We start from the raw sequence: 22612 nt of genomic DNA, 5'->3' as shown, positions 1-22612 counted from the left end.
AATCCAATTAATGCAATTGGTTTTGAGCCTAAACCTTAGCTAGTAATGTCATTTAAATAATAGCCCTTTAATATTTCATACAGAGAGTGCTTTTCAAGCAAACTTGCTATTACGTTGGCAATGAAGGCACTCAGCAATAGAAAAAATATGATGCTATGCCTTTCTGTCATTTCAAACGTAATGATTGCTGCTGTAAAGGGAGCCCTGGTTACAGCTGTTAAGAATCCTGTCATCCCGGTTAGTATTAATAAGTTGGCATTACTTCCTGCCAAATGAAGCAGATCGGCTATTACTCCCCCAAAGCAAGCACCTGCACTTAAGGAAGGAGCAAATATCCCTCCCGCTCCTCCAAAACTAAAGGAGGCGATTAAGCCATTCATTCTTATAAAAGGCAAATACCAGCTAACCGATTTATTGTCTGTAAATAACGTCCTTTCCATTATTTGTTTACCCGAACCCATGGCCTCATTCCCAAAGAAATAAATAAAGAATGCCACAAACAGCCCACAGGCAACTACAATAACAACATGATTAAAATTTGATTTTTGAGCTTTTATGTATTTAATAAACTTTAACAGAACGATACACATTAAACTACCAAATAAACCGGTGGCTATTGCTGTTAGAAGGATGCCTACATATACAATGTCACCGCCAAAATTTGTTTTGGGATAGCCCAAATACAAATAAGATCCGCCAAAACCCTGGGCAGTTAGCCCGGAGATGATTACAGCTACGAACAACGGCGTTTTATAGTATTTAATATGGTATTTGGATAATTCTTCGATTGCAAAAATAATCCCGCCCAATGGAGTATTAAACGCTGCCGCCAGGCCTGAAGCCGCCCCGGCAATGTAAACGCTCTTTTGTGAAATAGAGATCGCCGATTTAGGGGCCCATTTATATACCTGATTAAATATAGAACTTGAAATTTGTATGGTTGGCCCTTCCCTTCCTAAAATACCTCCACCCAAAACTTTCACCGTGCTTGAAAGTACTTTAACAGCAATGATTCTTAAACTAAGCAGTTGCTTAATCAGGTGATTTTGATTCGGCTTCACCAGCTCAACGGCAGCCATTACTTGCGGGATGCCACTTCCCTTGGCAAAGGGAGCAAACTGCTTTATTACCCACCAGGAAAAAAGAAAGGCAACAGGAGTTACAATGAATGGAGAAAGCGGGTACTTTTCGAAGAGAAGAAATGCTTGTTTTTCGGAAAAACTAAATAGTTTACTGTATAAAAAGGCGAAGAATCCAGTTAAAAACGAAGCGATTAAAAATGGCAAAAACTGGAAAAACTGAGATTTTAATTTTGAATTGGCTTCTACTGTTTTGCCCTGTATTTCTTTGAAATGAAATATGACTTTATTAAACCATGCATCCTGTTGAATTTTCATTAAAGATTTGACTCGCAATTGATTAATTTTTTTGGAATGAACTATTGGGATATGACCTTTAAAAGGGATTTCAGAAATGCCAAAATGGCCTCGTTCTTAAAAATAGCAAAAAAGCGCGGCGTTCAAAGTATGGAATGCAAAAAAAGAGGCGGTATTAAAACGCTTGTCGGCATGAGAGTGACCTATCGGAATGTTGGTGTCATAGATAGCGAAGTCGAAGGTCTGTAACATCATGAAACAAATGCTTCGACTCCGCTCAGTGTACAAAAATAGGTTAGTTCGACTTTTTGAGAAAGCCCCCTAATTTCAATGTGGTTTGTACGTTTAATATGTTCTCACGAAAAAGGGGTTAAGCTTTTCGAACAAATTCAGATTTTAATGCCATGGCGCCAAAGCCATCAATTTTGCAATCAATGTTATGATCTCCTTCGGTTAGGCGAATATTTTTCACTTTAGTTCCAGCCTTAACCGGGCCGGATGCTCCTTTTACGGGCAAGTTTTTTATTACGATTACCGAATCTCCATCTTGCAATAGATTTCCGTTTGCATCTTTCACCACCAATTTGCCTTCTTGTTCTTCAATTAATTCATTTGGATTCCATTCATGACCACATTCAGGGCAGGCATATAGCTCTTCACTTAAAAAATATCCATAAGGCGAGCTACATTGTGGACAAGGTTTCATTTCTTCAGACATAATTTTTTATTTGTTAACGTTTTGTCCTGAAGGAGTAGCGGGACTGGAGCGAAATTGGAATGTTTAGCGATGCTTAGTCTTCACTGTTCTATGACCAAACGTAAAGGCGAAGATAGCCATTTATTTGGTGCTATCCTCGTTTTTAAATATAGCCTAACAGCATTTGATTTAAAATATCTGCTATTTATTTTTATTTACAATACTATTAGCAGTTGCTTTTTTTCCGTCAACAAATCGCCTGATGTCCCCTAGCTTATCGTACGATTTTAACTCGTAACCCATTTGGGCTAATGAGTTCAAAATTCCATTGTCGCCAACTAACATGAATTGAGGGATAACAAAAAAAGTAGGTTTTTCATCCATCGCTTTTTTCATCTTTTGAGTCCATTTTTCCGCTCGGCCGTTAACCATGTATTCAGTTGACTTGTCATCAAACTTAAATACGAATTTGGAATCCATATTCTCGGGATGCAAGTAATCCATTTCAATGCGCTTATAACTTTTTGCTATAGCGTCATAATTTTTTACGAATTCTAATAGAAAATCGGCATTGCCTTTTAAACCAACTTTATTTACATGCTCATAATATTCCCGTACGCTTTCTAATTCATGAATTTCTTTATTTTGCTCTATTGCAAACTTTATCACCGCAGTTTCGGCTGACTGTGGCTCACATCCCATCATATGCGCTATCAACATGTATTTTAAGACATGCGGATCATAATTACCTTTCGGATTTTCCAAATCCAAATTAAGTGAATCCTTAAAAAATGATTTTAAAAAAGCATAATCAGAGTCAGAGTAAGCATCTTGTAACTTAACACCCTCAGGAAGCCTGCAAAATGACAGTACAGAGATTATAAAATCAGGGCGTGTAATATCGTTTTGCACATATAATTGCTTGGTTTCCTGTAGCTTCTGCCGCTCAAAGTCGTTAAACACTAACTTATCCGGACAAAGCACCATAGGAACTCCCAGCATGTAGGAGGGTGTTTTTGAGTTTTTGAATTTAATTTCCCAGAACAGTCGAGACTGAGCAAATAAGCTCAGACAGGGAAAAGATACTAAGGATACAAAAAGTAAAGCTTTCTTCATATAATGAGCTGATTATTAACCGGCTCATTATACAAATAATTATTTTAATAAATACAAACATTATTCATAAAACCTTGACTCCTATCAAAAAAATGGTGATCTCTCTTTTTTGGGAGCAGCACCGAATTTGCTCACCCTGTATGTTAGGTTGAGCATAAAATAACGACGGAGGATATTGGTTTGCCTGTCTATAATCGTATTATCAGTGATGGAACGAAAGACATCGGTATTCTGATTGAGCAGATCGTATCCCTCCAAGGCAATTTTCGCTCTGTTCCCTTTCAAAAACTCTTTATAGATGCTCGCATTAAGCATCATGAACGAACTCTTATTTGAAGTATAACCCGGATTATTAAATTGATTGGCATCAAAACTAAAGCTTACTATTTTAGGAATACTGTAACTCATGCTCATGGCAGAGTTAACAGAGTAATAATTCACAGCTTTAATGACGTTATTTTCATACGTGGTTTTATTGTATCTCAAATTGCATGATACATCAAATTCAAGTTCTTTAAAACTAAAATTGAAGGATGTAGAGATAAAAGGTGTAATGTTTATGGAGGCTAGTTTGTCCCCGTTAATAAATGATACATTCCTCCTAAAATAAGCGTTAACGCTGGGTCTGATTGATGATTTAATAGCTGTATTGCCCCATTTAACCGGAAAATAACTATAACCGAACATGGAAAAGTAATAGTTACCGTTCACATTTTCAGGACGGCTTGTTTGTTTACCGGTAGCAACATCTATGGTTGTTTTGGCAGAAATTGCATTAAACGTGTTACCTGCATATAAACCTAAATTTAAGTTTTTTCCGGTGGCAATATCATTGTAGCCATAACTAATACTTCCGTTACTAATAAATTCTGCCTTCAAATCAGGATTACTTAATCGTACATTAAGAGGGTTTGAATTATCGGCAACTGATTGCAAATTCGAAAACTGGGGAGGAGCAATCCGTCCGCCATAACGCATACTTACTGTTTTCTTTTTAGAAAGCTGATAATTTAATTCGGCATTGGGTATGATACTTACAAAATTCTGCTTATAAACACTGTCTTGAGTGAGCGAATTGCCTCTTAAATAAATTTGTTGCAGCCCTAGCCCCAGTGAATAATTGTAATTCTTTTTCCTGACACCAAGTCGGGTACTATATTTATTGTAAGTAACCCTATTGCGATAGTTAATACTAAACAAAGGGTTGAACTGGTCAAATTGAGCAGACTGATCATTAAAATCATAGGTATTTCTTTCGGAGTAATCGATCCTGTTGTTCAGCTCATAACTAATCGCAAGACTGCGTTCCTTATCAATTGGTTCACTATATTGCAGGTTTAAGTTATGATTTGATGTGGTAATTTCTTGTTTTTTATACTGATTGATCAGATCAAACGCTCCGGTCTCCTGGTAATTATTCAGTTGATCATTATACGTATTCGCCCCATTCTGACTCAGCCGGTTGATTATTCTCACTGAAAACGTGCGTCCCGGTTTTTTAAATTGTTTGTTATAATTGAAATAGTTATCAAGAGTTGGCGTCAATGAATTTTGATCCCCTCGTTGATAGCCGTCATTCACTCTTACCTGGTTATCCCGAATGGATTCAAATTGGAATAATGAGTTGCTCGTGTTCCTTTTTAACCCAAAAGAAGGTCTAAATTTAAAAGTCTGCGTGGAGTCAATTCTAAACTCCATATTCATATTCAACTGATGGTTAAATGATTTGGAATCACCGTTTGTGCTGTTGCTGGCAAACAGCGATTGGTTTTCAAGCGTGGTTGTTTGTACTACTTTTTCCTGGCGACCATTCGTTATACTGCTCAAGAAATAACTGGCATTAAAGTCAAATCTTTTACTGAACGAGTTCCGGTAGTTAATTCCTCCGGCAGTAGAACTGTTTAACCCCGAATTGCCTTCAGTTCCAAAAACATTATTAAAATCAATGGAGCCCTTTTTAGTATTGGAATTATAATTATAGATAGCCCCATCCCCTGATAGGCTGCTTGCTCCCCCGGTCCCTGCAAAATCATTTAAATCACCCGATGAAAAACCCAGTTTGTTGGTATTGTTGCTCATGAACAAAACAGAAAACTGTTGTTTTTTTGTAAATCGGTTAATATTCAAATTCCCCTCGTAACGGTTGCGATTATTTGTGAAATCGGTAACACCGTTGGCTAGAGAAGCATTTCCAAAGGCCCCTTGTTTCTTATCCGCTTTAAGAGTAAGATTTACCACTTTTTTACGCTCTCCGTCATCCACTTTTGAAAGCTTGGCCTGCTCTGATTTTTCATCAATTACCTGTACTTTATCAACGATGTTAGCAGGCAGGTTCTTAGTAGCAATTTTAGGATCGTTGCCAAAAAAAGGTTTTCCCTCTACATAAACTTGTGTTACCCTTTCACCGTGTGCTTTAACGGTTCCGTCTTTCTCAACTTCAACACCCGGAAGTTTCTTTAACAAATCCTCCACTACAGCTCCGTCTTTAGTTTTAAACGAACCGGCATTGAACTCTACGGTATCCTGTTTTACTTTAATTGGAGGAGCATCGCCCACAACTGTTACTTCTTGCAGTCCGATGATTTTTAATGAATCAAGATGAATGTCGAGCTTCGGCTGAAGTTGCTCTTTTGAAATAGAAAAGTGTTTTACTTGCTCTTTAAACCCAAAATAGCTGACATATAGTTTATAATCTCCGATCAATAAAGATCTTATTTCGAATGCTCCATTTTTATCCGTCATTGCATTCCTACGAAAAGTAGAGTCTTTTAGATGAACCACGGAAATCATGGCTGCGTCTAGAGCCTCCTTTCCCGAGTTACTTACTTTGCCGCTGATTGATCCGGTAGTTTTGGTTTGAGCAAAAGAATTGAAAAAGCAAAGGCATACCAGGCATGTTAACATTGCTGCTTTGGGTAGATGATTCATTAAATTCAATAGGTTTTAGTTATAAAATTTTAGGTAAATGAGGTTAACGTTGAGCTTCATTATCAGGAAGTAATCATATATAGTATTTAAGCTAACTAAAGTATATTTTTCTAAACATCAACGAAACACTTATTTAAATTATTGTAGTATTTGTTAAGAAAATTAACATAAAGAATGGCTTAACTTGAATTGAAGGTAAATAGCTCATTACTTTTATCCCCCTGATTTCGGAGCTGACCTGCTAAATTCACCCATAAATCAAAAAGCACAGCCTCAATTAATTCATTTTGCAATCATTTAATATTCAGTATTTTAGCTTTTATTTTATGCAAAATTAAAGTGCTTAGAATTTTTATTTTTAGTAAATTGAGTTTCTTTCAAATACAAAACCTATGAATCTTAAAATTACCTTAATGACAGTATTTTTTGTGTATGCCACACAAGCTGTCTACGCTCAAACAAGTGATGCTGAAGCTGATGCGATGGCACAATTATTAGGCGTTCAGAAAAAAGAAGCGGTTCACAAATTAGTTACGGTTAGCGGAAAAGACTCTGTTGCTTTTTGGAAGATCTACGATGAGTACCAAGAGGCAAATAAGAATACCATAAAAGAAAGAATCAGGCTATATGAAGCTACCGCCCATGCCTACCAAAATATGACCCCCAAAGTAGCCGACTCATTAATCACAAAGTATTTTGTCAATCGCCAAGACCAAGAAAAAAGCCTTGAGCTTTACTATAAAAAAATAAAAGCAGCAACTAATGCGGTTACGGCTTTTGAATTTTATCAAGCAGAGATTTATATAGTAACACAAATCAGGGCTTCTATTATGCAGCAGATTCCTACTTACGGAGAATTAAAACGCGCTTTGAAAAAGAATTAGATCTCTTGTAAAAGATTTAGTTCTTATCAGTCAATTCATATCTCGTCAGGTCAAATTCAAAAAATGAAAAGCTCTTTTCAAGCGCAATAACGGTATCAATATGGAGACTTAGTACTTAACACCTGCTATGAAAAAACATTACCTATCACTTACCGCTGTTGTATTCATGATTTTTTGTACTGCCAGGTCCACGGCACAGACAACTTTCAATAAACTATTTTCATTTGGTTCTTACGGTCGCGTAGGAGCCGGTTTTTCACCAGACATCAAAGGAAACATCGGACGTTCCTTTAACCTTAACGGCATGGGTTCCATTGGCGGAAGAATGGAGGAAGCCGATTATGTTGAACTTTTAACAGCACTTCATTTCAAAACAGAAAATGAGAAAAGCGACACTACACAGATCAACGTACAGGCGAGAATGGCTTTATACAGCAGCAAGGGGCAACTGATAGGAAATGTCAATTCCTCAAGTTTTGGGGGTATTACTATTGCCTTGCCCGAAATATATGCCGAATTCAATACTATTCTGGGCTCAAAATGGAGCGCATGGATCGGTTCAAAATATTTTCGTTTTAATGATGTACATATTGCAGACCATTTTTACTTCGACGACCACAGCGCACAGGGATTCGGCGTATCATATAAAAATACTACCCTTGCAGTGTTATTCCCAGGCACCGTCGACACCAGTAATGCTGTACCTCCAAATTTTTATGTAGGCATTATCGACGGCACTCAAAGGCTTGGCCTACGAAGCAGAGGCATGGCGATACTTGAACACACTTTCCCTTTTAACAATAATAAACAAAGCATCAAACTGCTTGGAGAGTACCACCGCCTTGCCGATGCCTCTGCAGAAGATACTGCCACAGCATTTAACTACCCTGCTGCCAGCGGCTGGGTGTTGGGTCTTAAACACGTCACTAGCATTAATTCGGCCATAAAAGGTTCATTCAACCAGGTGGCCATCCGCTACGGACATGGCATTGCCAACGGGAATGATGGCGGCAACTCAAAGACATGGCTCACGTATGGTGCACCTGATCTGCAAACCAACAAATTCAACAAGGCCTACTGCATTTCCTTTGTCGATCATTTTCTGTTTAACGTTTCACCCAAATACAGTATCAATGCGTATGCCTTATACACCAAAAGTCATGGTGCGGCCGATAGCGATAACAAAGCGCTCGATTATTATGGTCGGGAATTATTTAACCGAAAAACAGAATACGCAATTGGGGCACGCAATTTCTGGTATATAAAAAATTGGCTTCACCTGATTGCCGAGCTTCATTATACCAACCGTAAAGATGGAATCCAGTCTTCAGCATCCATGACGAAGTTTTCCCTGGTCCCCACTATTGTACCAACGGCAAAAGCTGATCCCTGGGCACGACCACATTTTAGACTTATTTATTCGGTGGCAAAATACAACCAATTTGCCGCAGACAATTTGTATTCCCCATTCCTTACTGAAGTAGGCAGCAAAAAGTGGGGGCATTATTTGGGCGTGAGAGCTGAGTGGTGGTTGTTTTAAATTGTTAAAAAAACTCCGGATCCTAAAAAAAGCGAAATGTCCGCACTCCAAAAACAATTTATATTTAGTATATTTAAACAGCTGTTTTACAACTACTTACCTATTTGAATACTATCTACTTATAGCAAATGTTTCTACAAATTATTATTAGCCTCGTCATTATTTCTTCAACCATTTTTATTCATGGTTTAGGTACATCGTGGTGGCTGAATTTCCTCTTACGCAAACATGCTATAAAGGATCAGGTGTTGAGGTTCACTAAAATCATGAAATTACTTTCTTATACCTCCATTATTTTAATGCTGATGCACTATATAGAAATAGGTCTTTGGGCCCTGGCCTATCTGGCTATTCCAGAGCTGGATAAAATAAAGCACTGGGAAGATGCAATCTATTTCTCAATGGTAACTTATACCACATTAGGCTATGGCGACATTACGCTTCCGCCGGTGTGGCGCATTATGAGTGGTTTTGAAGCCATGAATGGAATTCTATTGTTTGGTTGGTCAACTGCAATGTTTTACGCCGTGGTAGAACGCATGTTCACTATGGCAAAACAAAAAACATGACCTTTTACTATTGAATCTTACAAATTTCAAAGGCTATGAATAACGAGCAAGAACATAATTTGTCGGAAAGAAAAACAATCGATCTTTCGATAAAACTCCTATTAATAGTAATGCTCATCTCCTGGTGCGGGCTAATTATTTTTCCGTTTTTAGGCCCGGTACTTTGGGGCGCAATTTTGGCCATTACGATTTTCCCCATGTACACGCGCTTTCTTAAATTGATGAAAGGAAAAAAAGCGCTTAGCAGTAGTCTGATCACCATCTTACTGCTGTCCATTTTACTCATTCCTTCAGTCATATTAATATCTTCAATTGTCAAGGAAGCAAAAGAATTAAAAACGGCACTGGATGAACGCACGCTCATCATTCCTCCTCCCAATGAAAAGGTTGCACAATGGCCATTTATTGGAGAAAACCTTTACAAAGAATGGAGTTTAGCCTCCAAAAATTTAGAAGCTTCAATTGAAGCACATCGAGAACAAATTGTAGAAGCCGGTCAAAAATTGGTAAGTGCCGTAAAAGGCGTTATTACTAATATTTTGTCGTTCAGCCTTTCAATCATTCTTGCGGGAATATTTCTGGCCTATAGTGAAGAATTTAAAAAATCAGCCCTGGATTTCTCCCGGCGCCTCATTGGAAACAAAGCTGAGGAGTTTAACAAATTAGTGGCCCAAACCATTCGCAACGTATCCAAGGGTATTTTAGGCGTTGCATTTATCCAATTTATCATCATGGGTCTCTGCTTTATGTTAGCAGGAGTTCCCCTTGCCGGCTTGTGGGCAATACTGGTGTTTTTGCTGGCCCTTATTCAATTGCCGGGTGCCATCGTGGCGATTCCTATTATCATTTATATATACTCCGTTAAGGAGCCGGTTCCGGCAACCCTCTGGGCCATCATCATTCTTGTTGCCGGCTTAAGTGACAACGTGCTTAAACCATTGCTAATGGGTAAGGGCGCTCCTGTTCCTATGATTGTCATTTTTTTGGGAGCCATAGGCGGATTTATGCTATCCGGATTTATTGGCATGTTTACAGGGGCCGTTGTTCTTTCATTAGGGTATAAATTAACAGGATTATGGGTTCAGGAAGGGGCAATGAAACAAGAATGAACGTTTTTGATCAATGACGGAAAGATATGGTGACTCGTATTACTTTTCTGGTTGCAGCTTCATTAATAATAGGTGATATAGATCCCATATTCGCACAAAACAGAGAACTACTTGTACGAGAAATCAGTCTTGAGGCAATAACTCAGCTTGCCCAACAAAATAATCTTCAGCTAAAAATGGCGCAAAAGGATCATGCCATTACCGTCGAGAACATAGAATCGGCAAAAATAGCCAGGGCGCCTTATGTTAATTTTGCAGGTAATTACAACTTCATCGGGAACCCTGTTTTGTATCGTGGTTTTTATTCAAACGACACCACCATTAATTACCATAATCACCAGGCAACCTGGAACCTGGCAGCGGGGATACCTATTTATTTGGGAGGAAAAATTAATACTCAAATAGAACAAAGCAAAATCGTAAACCGTATCCAAAATGAACTATTATCAATGACTGAGAATCAATTGAAGCTTTCAATTATTACTCAGTTTTATACGCTTTACAAGCTCTATCGTGAAGTTGAAATTATAGAAGAGAACATTAAAAATGTAAAAATCAATATCAAACAACTGGAGTCGAAAGTTGCAAACGGGCAAAACCTGATAAGTGATCTTACCCGAACCCAATTACAACTATCCAATTTTGAAATTCAGGTTTATAAAACATGGAATGATATTGATTTGTTAAGCAATTATTTATGCATACAAACCGGATTGCCCAGTAATACCCGGCTACGGCCAAAAGAAGTTGTTTTAGTAATTCCGGGCGATAGCCTGCAGTACGAACAATGCCGCCAGGAAGCTTTTGCAAACCGAAATGAAATAAAGCAATCATTGCTGCAGAAGAATTACGCGGAAATGTCGCTTAAAATGACCAGGAGTTTTTACAAACCGGCCATTTCAGGTACTGCGCTCTATAGCTCCAATTATCCGGTTCCAGGCACTTTCCCTCCACAGCCCGACATCTTAAATTATTGGGCAGTGGGGATAGGTCTCAGTTACGACATCTCGAGCATTTACAATTTGAATCATCGTGTGAAAGCAGATAAGCTTCAAATTAAAAAAGAAGATGACAATATCGCTCAGGTTAAGAATAATATTGATCAGGAAGTAAAATCTGATTACGTGCATTTTATAGAGAGTAAAAGCAACATTGTAGCTTATCGAAAAAATGTTGAGATGGCTGAACTCAATTACAGAATTGTAAAAAGCAGGTACGACAATGATTTTGCTTTGATAATTGATATGATTGACGCTGAGCTGCAGGTTAACGACTCAAACCTATCGCTAAACAAGGCAATTATTGATTCAATTATTCAATATTATTCATTGTTATACTCAATGGGCAAACTGAATTAAATATATTATGACCGACGAAAAAAATAGGGAAGCAGCCGATAAAAAACCGAAAAAAAATCGGTTTATCGAAATCATTGCGATCCTGTTTTTAATTGCCGGCATGATATGGATGGCCTCCCTATTTTTTGACTTTAGCAACAGCATCAAAACCAATAATGCACAGGTTGACGCCGATATAGCCGCGGTGACATCTCGGGTAACAGGTAATATAAAAGCAATAAAATTTAATGAATTTGGGGTGGTGCATGCCGGCGATACGCTGGTGTTATTGAATGACGAAGAGTTCGTAATTAAAGTAGCACAGGCCGAAGCTGATTTAGCCATTGCACAAGCCAACCTTGCCGTTATAAAACAAGCTGTGATTACTTCTAAATCGTCGGAAAACTCAACGGCAGCGAGACTAAAAGGCAATGCCGCCAACCTTGAAAAAGCCGAAAAAAACTATAAGCGTTTTACCAACATGTTCAGAGATTCGGCAGTTACGCTCAATCAATACGATCAGGTGACGGCTCAATTAAAGTCAGAAGAAGCAAACCTTCAGGCCATGAAAAGTGAGGTAATCGCCAGCAAGTCGGTTACGGAACAAAATCAGCTAAATATTGAATCGGCAAAAGCAACTGTTCAACGCAAAGAAGCCGACCTTGCCGCTGCCAAACTGCAATTGTCGTATACAAAAATAGTGGCCACCGCCGATGGTATTGTTGGCGAACGCACCATTCATGCCGGAGAATTAGTAAATGTAAATCAGGTAGTGGCCGAAATTGTTGTTCAAAATAAAAAATGGGTGATTGCCAACTTTAAAGAAACACAAATGGAGGCCATTAAGGAGGGGCAACTTGTTAACATTAGGGTGGATGCTTTAGGCGGAAAAATCTTTAAAGGAAGAGTCAGCAATCTTTCGCCCGCTACTGGTGCCAAGTTTTCGATGGTGGCCCCCGACAACTCCACAGGGAACTTTGTAAAAATCACACAACGTATACCCGTTCGGGTAGCGTTTACTGACCCGCCTGAAAAACTTAGCGAAATAAAACCGGGCATGAATGTTTCTATAGAAATCATAAAATGAAGTAGATGCGATGGAAAAAAGGTGAGTTATTAAAGGTAACAGGATTGTACCTGCTGATCGTTCCTTTTTTGAATGTGCTCAACGCGACCGGTTATGTGAGTTCGCAACTGCAAGGGCATTTTGGAGCATCTTCTGTTGAGTTTATGTACATGAGCCTGGTGCCCGTGTTTTCATTGGTTGCTGGTTTGCCTTTGGCCATCGAGCTTGCAAAAATATTTCCTCTAAAGTCGATGATGCTTTCAATCATCATCATTTCAATTATTCTGAATACCTGTTCGGCATATGCTCCCGATATTCTTTGGTTTACCATCTGCAGATCCTTACTTGCTTTTTTTACCATTTTCGGAATTGTAGCAGCGATTATTCCAATTGTGTTCAGTTATAATCCGACACTGAATATGGCCATTATGTATGGTATTGTTCAATTCATCATTCAAGGAAGCAGCAACCTTTATAAATTTTTTGGAGCACAATTCTCAACTATTTATGACTGGCGAACTTCCTTACTTCTGCTCAATATCAATTTTTTTCTATGCATACTTTTAACCTTTGTTTTTATTAGGAAAGACGTGGTATTGGGTAAACAGCCTTTTCGTTTTGACTTTAAGGGATGGCTCATTTTGATCTTGTTTCTAATACCTCTATTGTATTTGGCAGCAGAGGGGCAAAACAGAGAGTGGTTTTCCGATTCAAAAATCGCATTTGGAGTTGCTTTGTTTTTGACAGTAACCGGAGGGTATATTTTATATGCTCAACACAGTGCCAATCCGGTTTTCAACCTGAAGGTTTTTAAGCATAAAAACGTAGTGCTGGGCTCCTTGTTCTTTTTCCTGATAGGACTGGCTAACGGAACCGGAAGTGTAATCATGGGCTATATGGCTGGTTTACTCGGCTTTAATGAATTGTACATTGCCCGAACGCACTTGTACATCTTTGTTGGTTTGGTTATTTCAGTCCCGGTATGCACTTACATGATGTATCATAAAATTTATTTAAGTGTTGCTGCCATTCTGGGTTTTCTTGCCTTTAGCCTGTATCATCTGTTAATGTTTTTCAGGTTTTACCCTGGAATTGGCGAACAGGATTTTGTTTTACCCTTTATCCTAAAAGGAATTGGCATTGGTTTTTTATACGTTTTAAGTGCATTATACATTTCCGAAAATGTGCCGAAACCCCTAAGCACTTCCAGAATGATGAGTGGCGTACTTGCCCGAATTGTTTTTGCAACCCTTATTGGCGGTTCCGTATTGAGTACGTTCATCTCCAATACCATCATTCACCATAAAACCGGGATTAGTCAGCAGTTAACCCCCTTAAATGAAGTGGCAGCACAAAAACATCAAAACACAAAAAACTATTATTTATCAAAAGGACTAAAACCGGCAGCCGCTGATAAAATGGCCGACAATCCATTGCAATCAGAAATGGCTGAACCAGCTACATTACTGACCTATAAGGATATTTATTTAGTGATGGCGGGGTTGAATTTTATACCCATTCTGTTAGTGCTGTTCTTAGGAATTGGAAGAAGACCTTTAGCGCGTATTGATGTAGAACCGATACCGATATGAATAATTGGATACAAATCAAACAACAACATATTATAATAGCCACTAAAAAATCTAAATAAAATAAGGAAGGATCTGAATTGTCAGATCCTTCCTTATTTTTAGAGTTCCTGGAAATGCGAACTGAATTAAATCAAGCCTTATCAAAGCGATCCAAATTCATTATTTTGTTCCATGCAGCCACAAAGTCTTTTATAAATTTTTCCTCAGCGTCCTTACTTGCGTAAACTTCGGCAAGCGCTCTCAGCTCAGAGTTCGAGCCAAAGATGAGATCTGCCCGGGTTGCCATCCATTTTAGTTTGTCGGTTGCACGGTCACGTCCTTCAAATTCTACTTTTGATTCAGAAGTTGCCTTCCAAACGGTCCTCATGTCGAGCAGATTTACAAAGAAGTCGTTGGTAAGTGCTTCAGGGCGTTTGGTGAAAACGCCATGCTTAGACTGATCAAAATTGGTGTTCAACACACGCATACCTCCCACTAAAACCGTCATCTCCGGAGCAGTGAGTGTAAGTAGCTGTGCTTTATCCACCAATAACTCTTCGCTATATTCTTTATAATTCGTTTTACAATAATTACGGAAACCATCAGCAGCAGGCTCGAGAAAAGCAAAAGAATCAACGTCAGTTTGTTCCAACGAGGCATCCATACGACCGGGAGTAAATGGAACCGTAACATCATGACCGGCATTCTTTGCGGCTTTTTTTACGCCAACACAACCGGCAAATACAATGAGATCGGCAAGCGAAATCATTTTTCCGTGAGATTGAGCGCTGTTAAATTCATGTTGAATCCCTTCAAGCGTCTTCAATACTTTTGACAGTTGTGGAGGATTATTGACTTCCCAATTTAGTTGAGGCTCGAGGCGAATACGGGCACCATTGGCGCCACCGCGTTTGTCGGACCCTCTGAAGGTTGAAGCCGACGCCCAAGCCGTCGACACTAATTCTGAAACAGACAATCCTGAGTCCAGTATTTTGGCTTTCAATGTAGAAAAGTCTTTTGCATCAATCAATTTATGATTTACGGCGGGAATTGGGTCTTGCCAAATCAATTCTTCTGCAGGAACCTCAGGTCCTAAATAACGTGCCAGAGGCCCCATATCGCGGTGAGTTAGCTTGAACCATGCGCGGGCAAAGGCATCGGCAAACTCATCAGGGTTTTCGTAAAAGCGCCTTGAAATTTTCTCATAAACAGGATCAAGCTTCAAAGACAAATCGGTAGTGAGCATGGCTGGTGCATGGCTTTTTGAAGGATCATGAGCATCAGGAATAGCACCAGCATCTACACCATTCTTAGCAACCCACTGATGCGCACCTCCAGGGCTTTTGGTAAGCTCCCACTCATTGTTAAAAAGGTTTGTGAAGAAATTATTACTCCATTGGGTAGGCGTTTGCGACCAAGTAACTTCAGGGCCACCGGTGAATGTATCTGCCCCATTTCCGGATCCAAAACTGTTTCTCCATCCTAAGCCTTGCTCCTCTATCTCGGCAGCTTCGGGCGCCGCCCCTACAAGTGCAGGATCTCCGGCTCCGTGCGCTTTACCAAACGTATGGCCACCGGCAATCAGCGCAACCGTTTCTTCATCATTCATGGCCATACGGGCAAACGTTTCGCGTATATCTTTCACCGCTGCAATTGGATCAGGGTTGCCGTTTGGCCCTTCCGGATTCACATAGATAAGTCCCATTTGTACGGCGGCCAGCGGATTTTCAAGATCTCTGTTTCCTGAGTAGCGTTTATCATCTAACCATTTGGTTTCAGAACCCCAGTAAACATCCTCGGCAGGCTCCCAAACATCTTCACGCCCGCCGCCAAAGCCAAAGGTTTTGAAACCCATTGATTCTAAAGCCACATTTCCGGCAAGAATCATCAGGTCGGCCCAGGAAATTTTCTGCCCGTACTTTTGTTTGATGGGCCAAAGCAGCCGGCGTGCCTTGTCGAGGTTGGCATTATCGGGCCAGCTGTTAAGTGGGGCAAAACGTTGTAGTCCGGCGCCGGCGCCTCCCCGACCGTCGCCTATGCGGTAGGTGCCTGCGCTATGCCACGCCATGCGGATGAATAAAGGTCCGTAATGGCCAAAATCTGCCGGCCACCAATCTTGTGAATCCGTCATCAAAGTTTGAAGATCCCTTTTCACAGCTGCCAAATCAAGGCTTTTGAACGCTTCAGCATAGTTAAAATCCTCTCCCATCGGATTCGATAAAGAAGAATATTGTCGCAAGATGTTTAACTTTAACTGATTGGGCCACCAATCGCGGTTTTGTGGACCACTGCCGCCAACATTGTGAAATGGGCACTTATTTTTATCATTAAAGGCATTTTCCATGTTTTAAGATTTTTTATTTACAATTTACAAAATTGTTTACAAACCAATTGGATGCCTGTAATGGTAAATCTCCTAAAACTCATGACTTTTTTATATCTGATATTTTAGGCTATTTTTAGTTGCAGAAAATCTATTGTTTTCAACAAACTTCATCTATATGAAAAAAACATTTTTGCTTCTACAGGCAATAATGAGTGCAGCCTTTTGTTTTGCACAGCAAAATCAAGGCAGGGTCAGTCAAACATCTGCTGATAAGGTAAACGTTTTTATCGGTTCATCCGGCGATCACGGGCAAATGTCACCCGCGGCGTCATCTCCCTTTAGTATGATGAGCGTTGGGCCTCAAACCTATCCTAACCTGCACATGGGTTATGAACATAACGCCAAAGTATTCTTGGGTTTTACACATAACCGTGTGGAAGGCGTAGGCTGCCAAGGCAGCGGCGGCAACATCCTAATCAAACCTTTTATAGGCGCTGATGCCAACAATTGCCCACTTTTAAAAAGCACTGAAGCGGCCGGTCCGGGTTTTTATGAAGTAGGTTTTATCAATGGTATTAAGGCGCGATTTGCGGTGTATCAAAAGCAAAGTGTAGAAACATATCAATTCCCGGCTTCGAAACAAAAAGGTTTTTTAATAAACCTGAAACATACCCTCGCCAACCGTTTTGTGACCGAGGAGCATGAACTGAAAAGCGACGGCCTGTGCGGCTGGATAGAGTCAAAAACAACTTGCAACGCAGGAGTTTATCGTGTTTATTATCGGTTAAAATTTGATAACCCGGTGAGTTTTAAAAAAGTTGACGAACATGTTTTGATTGCGGATGCTTCAACATTGAGCAATACCATTGGAATACATATCGCCTTTTCATCGGTTGATGTTGCGCATGCTGAAATGGCAATTACCGGCCATACTTATGAAAATGCATTAACAAAAAGCAAAGCCGACTGGAATGATGTATTAAACCGCATTACAGTTAAGGGCAATCCCGAACGTGAAAAAGTTTTTTATTCAATGCTATACCGTACGGCACAATCGCCTTATGTAGTGTCAGAACCGGATGGCAGCTTCCGCGCCTCTGACGGGAGCTTACAGCATACTACTGGCGCTGCCTATAATGGCTGGGCAATATGGGATAACTACCGTACTCAACTACCCCTCCTATCCCTTTTATATCCTGAGCGTTACAAGGACATGGTGACTTCAATTGCTAGACTATATCAGTCTGGCAAAAAAGATTATGCCACCCAGCATGAACCATCAAACACGGTACGTACCGAACACGCTATTGTTGTACTGCTGGATGCCTATCGCAAAGGTTACCCTGTTGATTTTAATAAGATTACCGATTCGTTAATTGCCGATGTAAACCGGCTGGACTTTATCCATCCTGATAAAGCTCTTGAATCAAGCTACGACACTTGGGCACTGGCACAAATTCTTGCAGCCCAGGGCAATGAGGAATTAAGCAAACACTACCTTCAAAAAGCAGCAGCCTACAAGGATTATTGGGAAAATGACTTTAAAGACCTGAGCCGCGGTGATGTTGACCAGGTTTCGGCAAGAGGTATGTACCAGGGCACCATTTGGCAATACCGCTGGTTTGTGCCCTTTGATGTAAAGGGATTGATTTCGCTTGCAGGAGGCGAAAAATCCTACCTTCAACAATTAGATACCTTTTTTGACAACGACTACTACAACCATGCGAACGAGCCTGACATACAGGTACCATTAATGTATAACATGACGACGCAACCCTGGAAATCACAGGCATTAATGCACAAATATGCTGTCGATACCGTTGTACAATATTACTTTAATGATAACAGTCGCGGGATTGATCCTTTTGTTAATGTAATCTACAAAAACAGTCCTGATGCTTATATCCGCACCATGGATGATGATGCCGGGGCAATGTCGGCCTGGTACGTGTTTGCCGCCATAGGGATGTCTCCTGCCTGCGTAGGCTGGCCGGTTTATTATCTCAACGTACCCTTGTTTCCATCAGTAAACATTAATTTGCCCGGCAATAAGCAATTTAATATAACTGTAAAAAACTTTACAGAACACAATCGTTATATTCAATCGGTTACACTAAACGGCAAACCGTTTACCCGTAATTGGATTTCGCACCAAGACCTGGAAACTGGAGGAAAAATGGTAATTACTGCCGGAAGTGAACCCAATAAATCATGGGGAATAAATGATCAGTGGATCTCATCGCTACTTTCAAACCCGCTACTTCCATAAATGTTGTTTTTATCCACGAAATATGATTTAAAAGCGAGTAAAGGGTCTTGCGACCCTTTACTCGTTGATTTAGATATTTTCTGAAATACTACTTTTCATCGGGTTTCTTCTGTGACTAGATCTTAGCTGTCATTATACGTTCAATGCACAGCGGCTATAATTGTTTGATTATTCATCAGTTCAATTTAAAAACTATATCTTCAATACTATTGACGGAAACATGAATCCGTTTGCTGATTTCTTTCAACTGCGTCAAGATTTCTTTGTGTCGGAAAATATGTTTAATGGAATCACTGGTAAAAAGATTTGCCAATTGTGTTGAATATTCCTTTATCAATTCATCATCCAGTAAAATAATTTCATTCGCTGACATCATCACTTCTTCATATTTTTTTTGTTTCAGCATTAAGAAGCAATCATTCATTTTCTCGATTTGTTTTTGCAACAACAAAAATATTTTTCCATACTCTGTTAGCGAGGAAATATTGTAGGCCGCAATTTCAACATTGAGATGCTTTATACTAAGAACAATCCAGTCAAGCTGAAGATAAATTCTGCTGATGGCTTCTTTATCAACAGGAGTTATCATGACTTCATTTAACTCCTTCATTTTTTTTACACGCTCATCATTGGCCTTCTCAATGATGACTTCAAGCTGTTCAGACGTTTCTGATTTTTCAATATAAATTCCATACAGCATTATAATAACACGCTGGGTAATAACACTTTGCTCATGAAGACTTCCGAAAAAGTCAAGTTCTTTTGGAAGAATAAAATCAGATAATTTATTTAATAAGCTCATGACACTTAAGAAAGTATTTTTAGAAAAATGAAACAATAAAATGCACCAAACAACATACAGGCAGGAATGTTCAGTAACCATCCTGCAGCAATGGATTTTGCTTCCATCCACCTAACGTGGTGTGGCCTCTCACCTGCCCCAACTCCCATGAGCGTAGTAGTTACGACCTGTGTTGTTGAAGTTGGGGCTCCAATTACAGATGATGAAATTATTATCAGCGCTGAACCAATTTGGTCAACAATAGAATGAATTAATCTCACTTTGTAAATTCCGTAACCTACTGTTTTAATAATGTTCCATCCTCCGAATAATGTTCCTGCGGTGATCGAACTTGCACACACTACTATTACCCACAAGGGAACACAAAACTCAGGGTAAACCTTGCTGGCAAGAAGTAACATTGCCATAACTCCCATTCCTTTTTATGCATCATTTGTTCCATGGCTGAATGCCAGCCATGAAACGGTTACATACTGCATGGCAATAAAATATTTTTTTGATTTTATAGTAAGCCGTTTCATTGCCTTTAGCATAATTTTCATCAGAAAAAAACCAATGATGAACCCCGCCAAGGGAGAAAAAACCATTCCGATAACAATTTTAATAAACCCCTGAATATGTCCCTGCATCAATGCTGCAATTCCCCAATTTATATGACTATTTCCTATAGTAAATAATCCAGCTCCAACCAAACCACTTGTTAGCGAATTCGAAGAAGAGCTTGGTAATCCCAATTTCCAGGTAATAAGATTGAAAGTGATGGCTGAAAGTACTGCAGAAATGGTGATGCTCTGTGATATAAGAGAAGATACCCCTTTAATATTTACAAATTCTCCGATTGTATCTGCAACAGCGACTCCACCCAAGAACGGTCCTGCGAAAGTAAATACAGTAACAATGATAATTGCAGTTTTTGGGGTCATTGACATGGATGCAATTGCGGTTGCTATCATATCGGCTGCATCATGAAATCCATTAGTGAAATCATAGGCCATTACGGATAAAATTCCAATGATTAATAGAATATGTGCACCATCGAAAGCCATTGATTAATTATTGGGAAAGTTGTCTTTTACATTTAGTTGTTATGGGATTAATTAATCCGTCCGTAATGTAAAGAAATTAATGGAGAGATTTCCCCTTTGCATGCGCCCGTGTTTTGTTAGTTTGTGAGTTTAACGTAACCGCTAAAAATGGGGGTACACCAGAAGGTACACCAACTAACAAAAAAGCCTTTTAAAACTCATTCTGAAAAACAAACAAATGTTCCAGATATGCTTTAAAAGGCTGTTTAAAAGTCGGGATGGCCGGATTCGAACCGACGACCTCAAGCACCCCATGCTTGCGCGATACCGGGCTACGCTACATCCCGAAGGCAGTTAAGCGAAAGAAATGGCTGTCTTAAAATTTGAAAGACAGCCATTTCTAAAATATTACCGAGATTATCTCGAAAAAACACCATTATTATTTTTCCATTCCAGATTATACCATTTTTCATCCGATGTTATGTCGAGGTCACCATCCTTATCTACATCCCAAACGCGTAGCCAATTGATCCATTTGGCGTTTGTATCCTTATTGTTTGGCATAACTGCAGAAGATACATCCGTAAAACTGTTTCCATCATTTCGGAGAAATTGAATATAATATCCCTGATAAAAAGCTAGGCTTCCTTTTCCGTCTCCTGTACGGTTAAGAATAATATCCGTTTTTCCGTCTGAGTTAAAATCCATAAAATCAATGTCAACTACTACACTATTATTTTGAACTGTCGGGAGAACGGCCTTTCTGTTTTCGCTGTATTTTCCGGAAGCATCGCCCCACAAAACGACTGATTCAGTCCAATTCGGCTCTTCATGGCCTGTACATACAAGATCCAAGTAGCCATCTTTATTAAGATCATATAATTCGGAGGTGAAATAGGTTTTATTTCCCATAGTAGAAGGGAAAATACTTGCATCATAAGTAAAGCTCCCACTTCCGTTATTAATGAGAAATTTACCAATTGAAAAATTATTGGTAAAAAATAAATCCATATCTCCATCATTGTCTATATCTCCCGCACAAACAGAATGATAAAATCCGGCAGGCAACGGCAGCGTTTGCGCAGTGAAATGGCCATTATTGTTAAATATAATTTGGGCAGTTTCTCCGGGATATGGATCTTTATCCACACCAGTACCTGCGATGACCACATCCATCCATCCGTTTTTATCAAAATCGCCAATAATTGCTTTTCTGCCTTGTACATATTTTGGAATATTTGAGCCAAAAACGGATTGATCCTTTACAAATGTGCCTCCATTGTTTTTGTAATATTCTACATCCAAACCAATATTATCCGGATAATTAAATGAGGCAGCCATAATATCCATGTCGCCATCCTTATCAAAATCACAATAGACACGAGAATTATAAAGAACGGGATCGTAAGGGGCACCCTTAGGAGAAACCGGCATCACGGTTTTCAGATCGGTATATAAGTTGTTTTGTATATAGAGATAATAGGACGTTGTTTGGTTAATATTCGGATTTGCCGCTATCCCATCAAAAGTGATGGAAACGGTATAATTTTTTGTTGAATTATCCGCAGCTGTAACCGTATAGGTAATAGCATTGTTGAAATTATTCTGAGTTACTCCGCTTTCCTGAATCGAAGAGGCTATTTTTAATGTTGACTTGGCTGATGCCTGAAAAGTTGCTTTTAAATTACTTATATCAATACCTCTAATCATGCTCAAGCTTATGGTATTATCAACTATCGTCCCAATGTAGTCTTTGTCGAGTGTCGGGTTTAACGACTTTAAAAATTTAAATTCTGCGATGTTTTTTTCGGATGATAACTGAACGGGGTCGGTTTTATCTTTAGAGCAACCAAACAAAAAAAGGATAAATGCTGTAGTAAAAAAGTATATAATTTTTTTCATGCATCAATTTTAATTGAGTTATAAATACATTAAAGAAAATTTTTGCCCAAACATAGGAAGAAATGTATTCATAATCAATTTAATGGCATATGGCT

General features: G+C 39.3%; 16 protein-coding genes, 1 tRNA gene and 1 pseudogene. 9 read left to right on the top strand and 9 right to left on the bottom strand.

The window, feature by feature from the left end; genetic code table 11:
• Positions 1-35: 35 nt before the first annotated feature.
• Positions 36-1397, bottom strand: a complete 1362-nt coding sequence (locus FN756_RS06285; RefSeq protein ID WP_142602470.1) for a chloride channel protein — start codon at positions 1395-1397, stop codon at positions 36-38.
• 36 nt (positions 1398-1433) lie between these two features.
• Between FN756_RS06285 and FN756_RS06280 the strand changes: the two genes are divergently transcribed.
• Positions 1434-1625: a hypothetical protein gene (locus FN756_RS06280; RefSeq protein WP_142602469.1), complete on the top strand. Its 192-nt coding sequence runs from the start codon at positions 1434-1436 to the stop codon at positions 1623-1625.
• 121 nt (positions 1626-1746) lie between these two features.
• Here the strand turns inward: FN756_RS06280 and FN756_RS06275 are convergent, their stop codons facing one another.
• From FN756_RS06275 to FN756_RS06265, 3 genes are all read right to left on the bottom strand, one after another.
• Positions 1747-2094 carry a zinc ribbon domain-containing protein YjdM gene (locus FN756_RS06275; RefSeq protein WP_142602467.1) on the bottom strand — a complete coding sequence of 116 codons (348 nt, stop codon included), beginning with the start codon at positions 2092-2094 and terminating at the stop codon, positions 1747-1749.
• Positions 2095-2274: 180 nt separating this feature from the next.
• Positions 2275-3189 (bottom strand): TraB/GumN family protein, encoded by a 915-nt coding sequence (locus FN756_RS06270; protein WP_142602466.1) that lies wholly within the window; start codon positions 3187-3189, stop codon positions 2275-2277.
• Between the two features lie 84 nt (positions 3190-3273).
• Positions 3274-6117 carry a TonB-dependent receptor gene (locus tag FN756_RS06265; RefSeq protein ID WP_142602464.1) on the bottom strand — a complete coding sequence of 948 codons (2844 nt, stop codon included), beginning with the start codon at positions 6115-6117 and terminating at the stop codon, positions 3274-3276.
• 392 nt (positions 6118-6509) lie between these two features.
• Between FN756_RS06265 and FN756_RS06260 the strand changes: the two genes are divergently transcribed.
• The 7 genes from FN756_RS06260 to FN756_RS06230 all read left to right on the top strand — a co-directional run bounded on the left by FN756_RS06260 (position 6510) and on the right by FN756_RS06230 (position 14214).
• Positions 6510-7001: a hypothetical protein gene (locus FN756_RS06260; protein ID WP_142602463.1), complete on the top strand. Its 492-nt coding sequence runs from the start codon at positions 6510-6512 to the stop codon at positions 6999-7001.
• A gap of 127 nt (positions 7002-7128) precedes the next feature.
• Positions 7129-8541, top strand: coding sequence for a carbohydrate porin (locus FN756_RS06255; protein WP_246085437.1), 1413 nt, complete (start codon positions 7129-7131; stop codon positions 8539-8541).
• 128 nt (positions 8542-8669) lie between these two features.
• Positions 8670-9110: a potassium channel family protein gene (locus FN756_RS06250; RefSeq protein ID WP_142602461.1), complete on the top strand. Its 441-nt coding sequence runs from the start codon at positions 8670-8672 to the stop codon at positions 9108-9110.
• Between the two features lie 35 nt (positions 9111-9145).
• Positions 9146-10219, top strand: a complete 1074-nt coding sequence (locus tag FN756_RS06245) for an AI-2E family transporter (RefSeq protein WP_142602459.1) — start codon at positions 9146-9148, stop codon at positions 10217-10219.
• 26 nt (positions 10220-10245) lie between these two features.
• Positions 10246-11577: a TolC family protein gene (locus tag FN756_RS06240; protein ID WP_142602457.1), complete on the top strand. Its 1332-nt coding sequence runs from the start codon at positions 10246-10248 to the stop codon at positions 11575-11577.
• Between the two features lie 7 nt (positions 11578-11584).
• Complete coding sequence (locus tag FN756_RS06235; RefSeq protein WP_142602456.1) at positions 11585-12643, top strand: HlyD family secretion protein; 1059 nt, start codon at positions 11585-11587, stop codon at positions 12641-12643.
• A gap of 5 nt (positions 12644-12648) precedes the next feature.
• Positions 12649-14214 carry an efflux MFS transporter permease gene (locus FN756_RS06230; RefSeq protein WP_142602454.1) on the top strand — a complete coding sequence of 522 codons (1566 nt, stop codon included), beginning with the start codon at positions 12649-12651 and terminating at the stop codon, positions 14212-14214.
• A 130-nt stretch (positions 14215-14344) separates the two neighbouring features.
• Here FN756_RS06230 and katG read toward each other — a convergent pair whose 3' ends face one another.
• Positions 14345-16537 (bottom strand): catalase/peroxidase HPI, encoded by a 2193-nt coding sequence (katG, locus tag FN756_RS06225; protein ID WP_142602452.1) that lies wholly within the window; start codon positions 16535-16537, stop codon positions 14345-14347.
• A gap of 157 nt (positions 16538-16694) precedes the next feature.
• Here katG and FN756_RS06220 point away from each other — a divergent pair, with 157 nt between their 5' ends.
• On the top strand, positions 16695-18788 hold the full coding sequence (locus FN756_RS06220; protein ID WP_142602451.1) for a glycoside hydrolase domain-containing protein: 2094 nt from the start codon (positions 16695-16697) through the stop codon (positions 18786-18788).
• 175 nt (positions 18789-18963) lie between these two features.
• On the opposite strand, the gene FN756_RS06215 is transcribed toward FN756_RS06220, so the two are convergent.
• From FN756_RS06215 to FN756_RS06200, 4 genes and pseudogenes are all read right to left on the bottom strand, one after another.
• Complete coding sequence (locus tag FN756_RS06215; RefSeq protein WP_142602449.1) at positions 18964-19590, bottom strand: hypothetical protein; 627 nt, start codon at positions 19588-19590, stop codon at positions 18964-18966.
• Between the two features lie 5 nt (positions 19591-19595).
• Positions 19596-20585: pseudogene (locus tag FN756_RS14755) on the bottom strand (anion permease).
• 303 nt (positions 20586-20888) lie between these two features.
• Positions 20889-20962 (bottom strand) — tRNA-Pro (locus FN756_RS06205).
• A 70-nt stretch (positions 20963-21032) separates the two neighbouring features.
• Positions 21033-22517 (bottom strand): FG-GAP repeat domain-containing protein, encoded by a 1485-nt coding sequence (locus tag FN756_RS06200; RefSeq protein WP_142602447.1) that lies wholly within the window; start codon positions 22515-22517, stop codon positions 21033-21035.
• Positions 22518-22612 lie beyond the last annotated feature (95 nt).

Origin of the sequence: Solitalea koreensis, assembly GCF_900182575.1 — a bacterium.
Lineage (GTDB): Bacteria > Bacteroidota > Bacteroidia > Sphingobacteriales > Sphingobacteriaceae > Solitalea > Solitalea koreensis.
The sequence above is the reverse complement of the archived record's forward strand: the minus strand, read 5'-3'. Positions and strand labels throughout refer to the sequence as shown.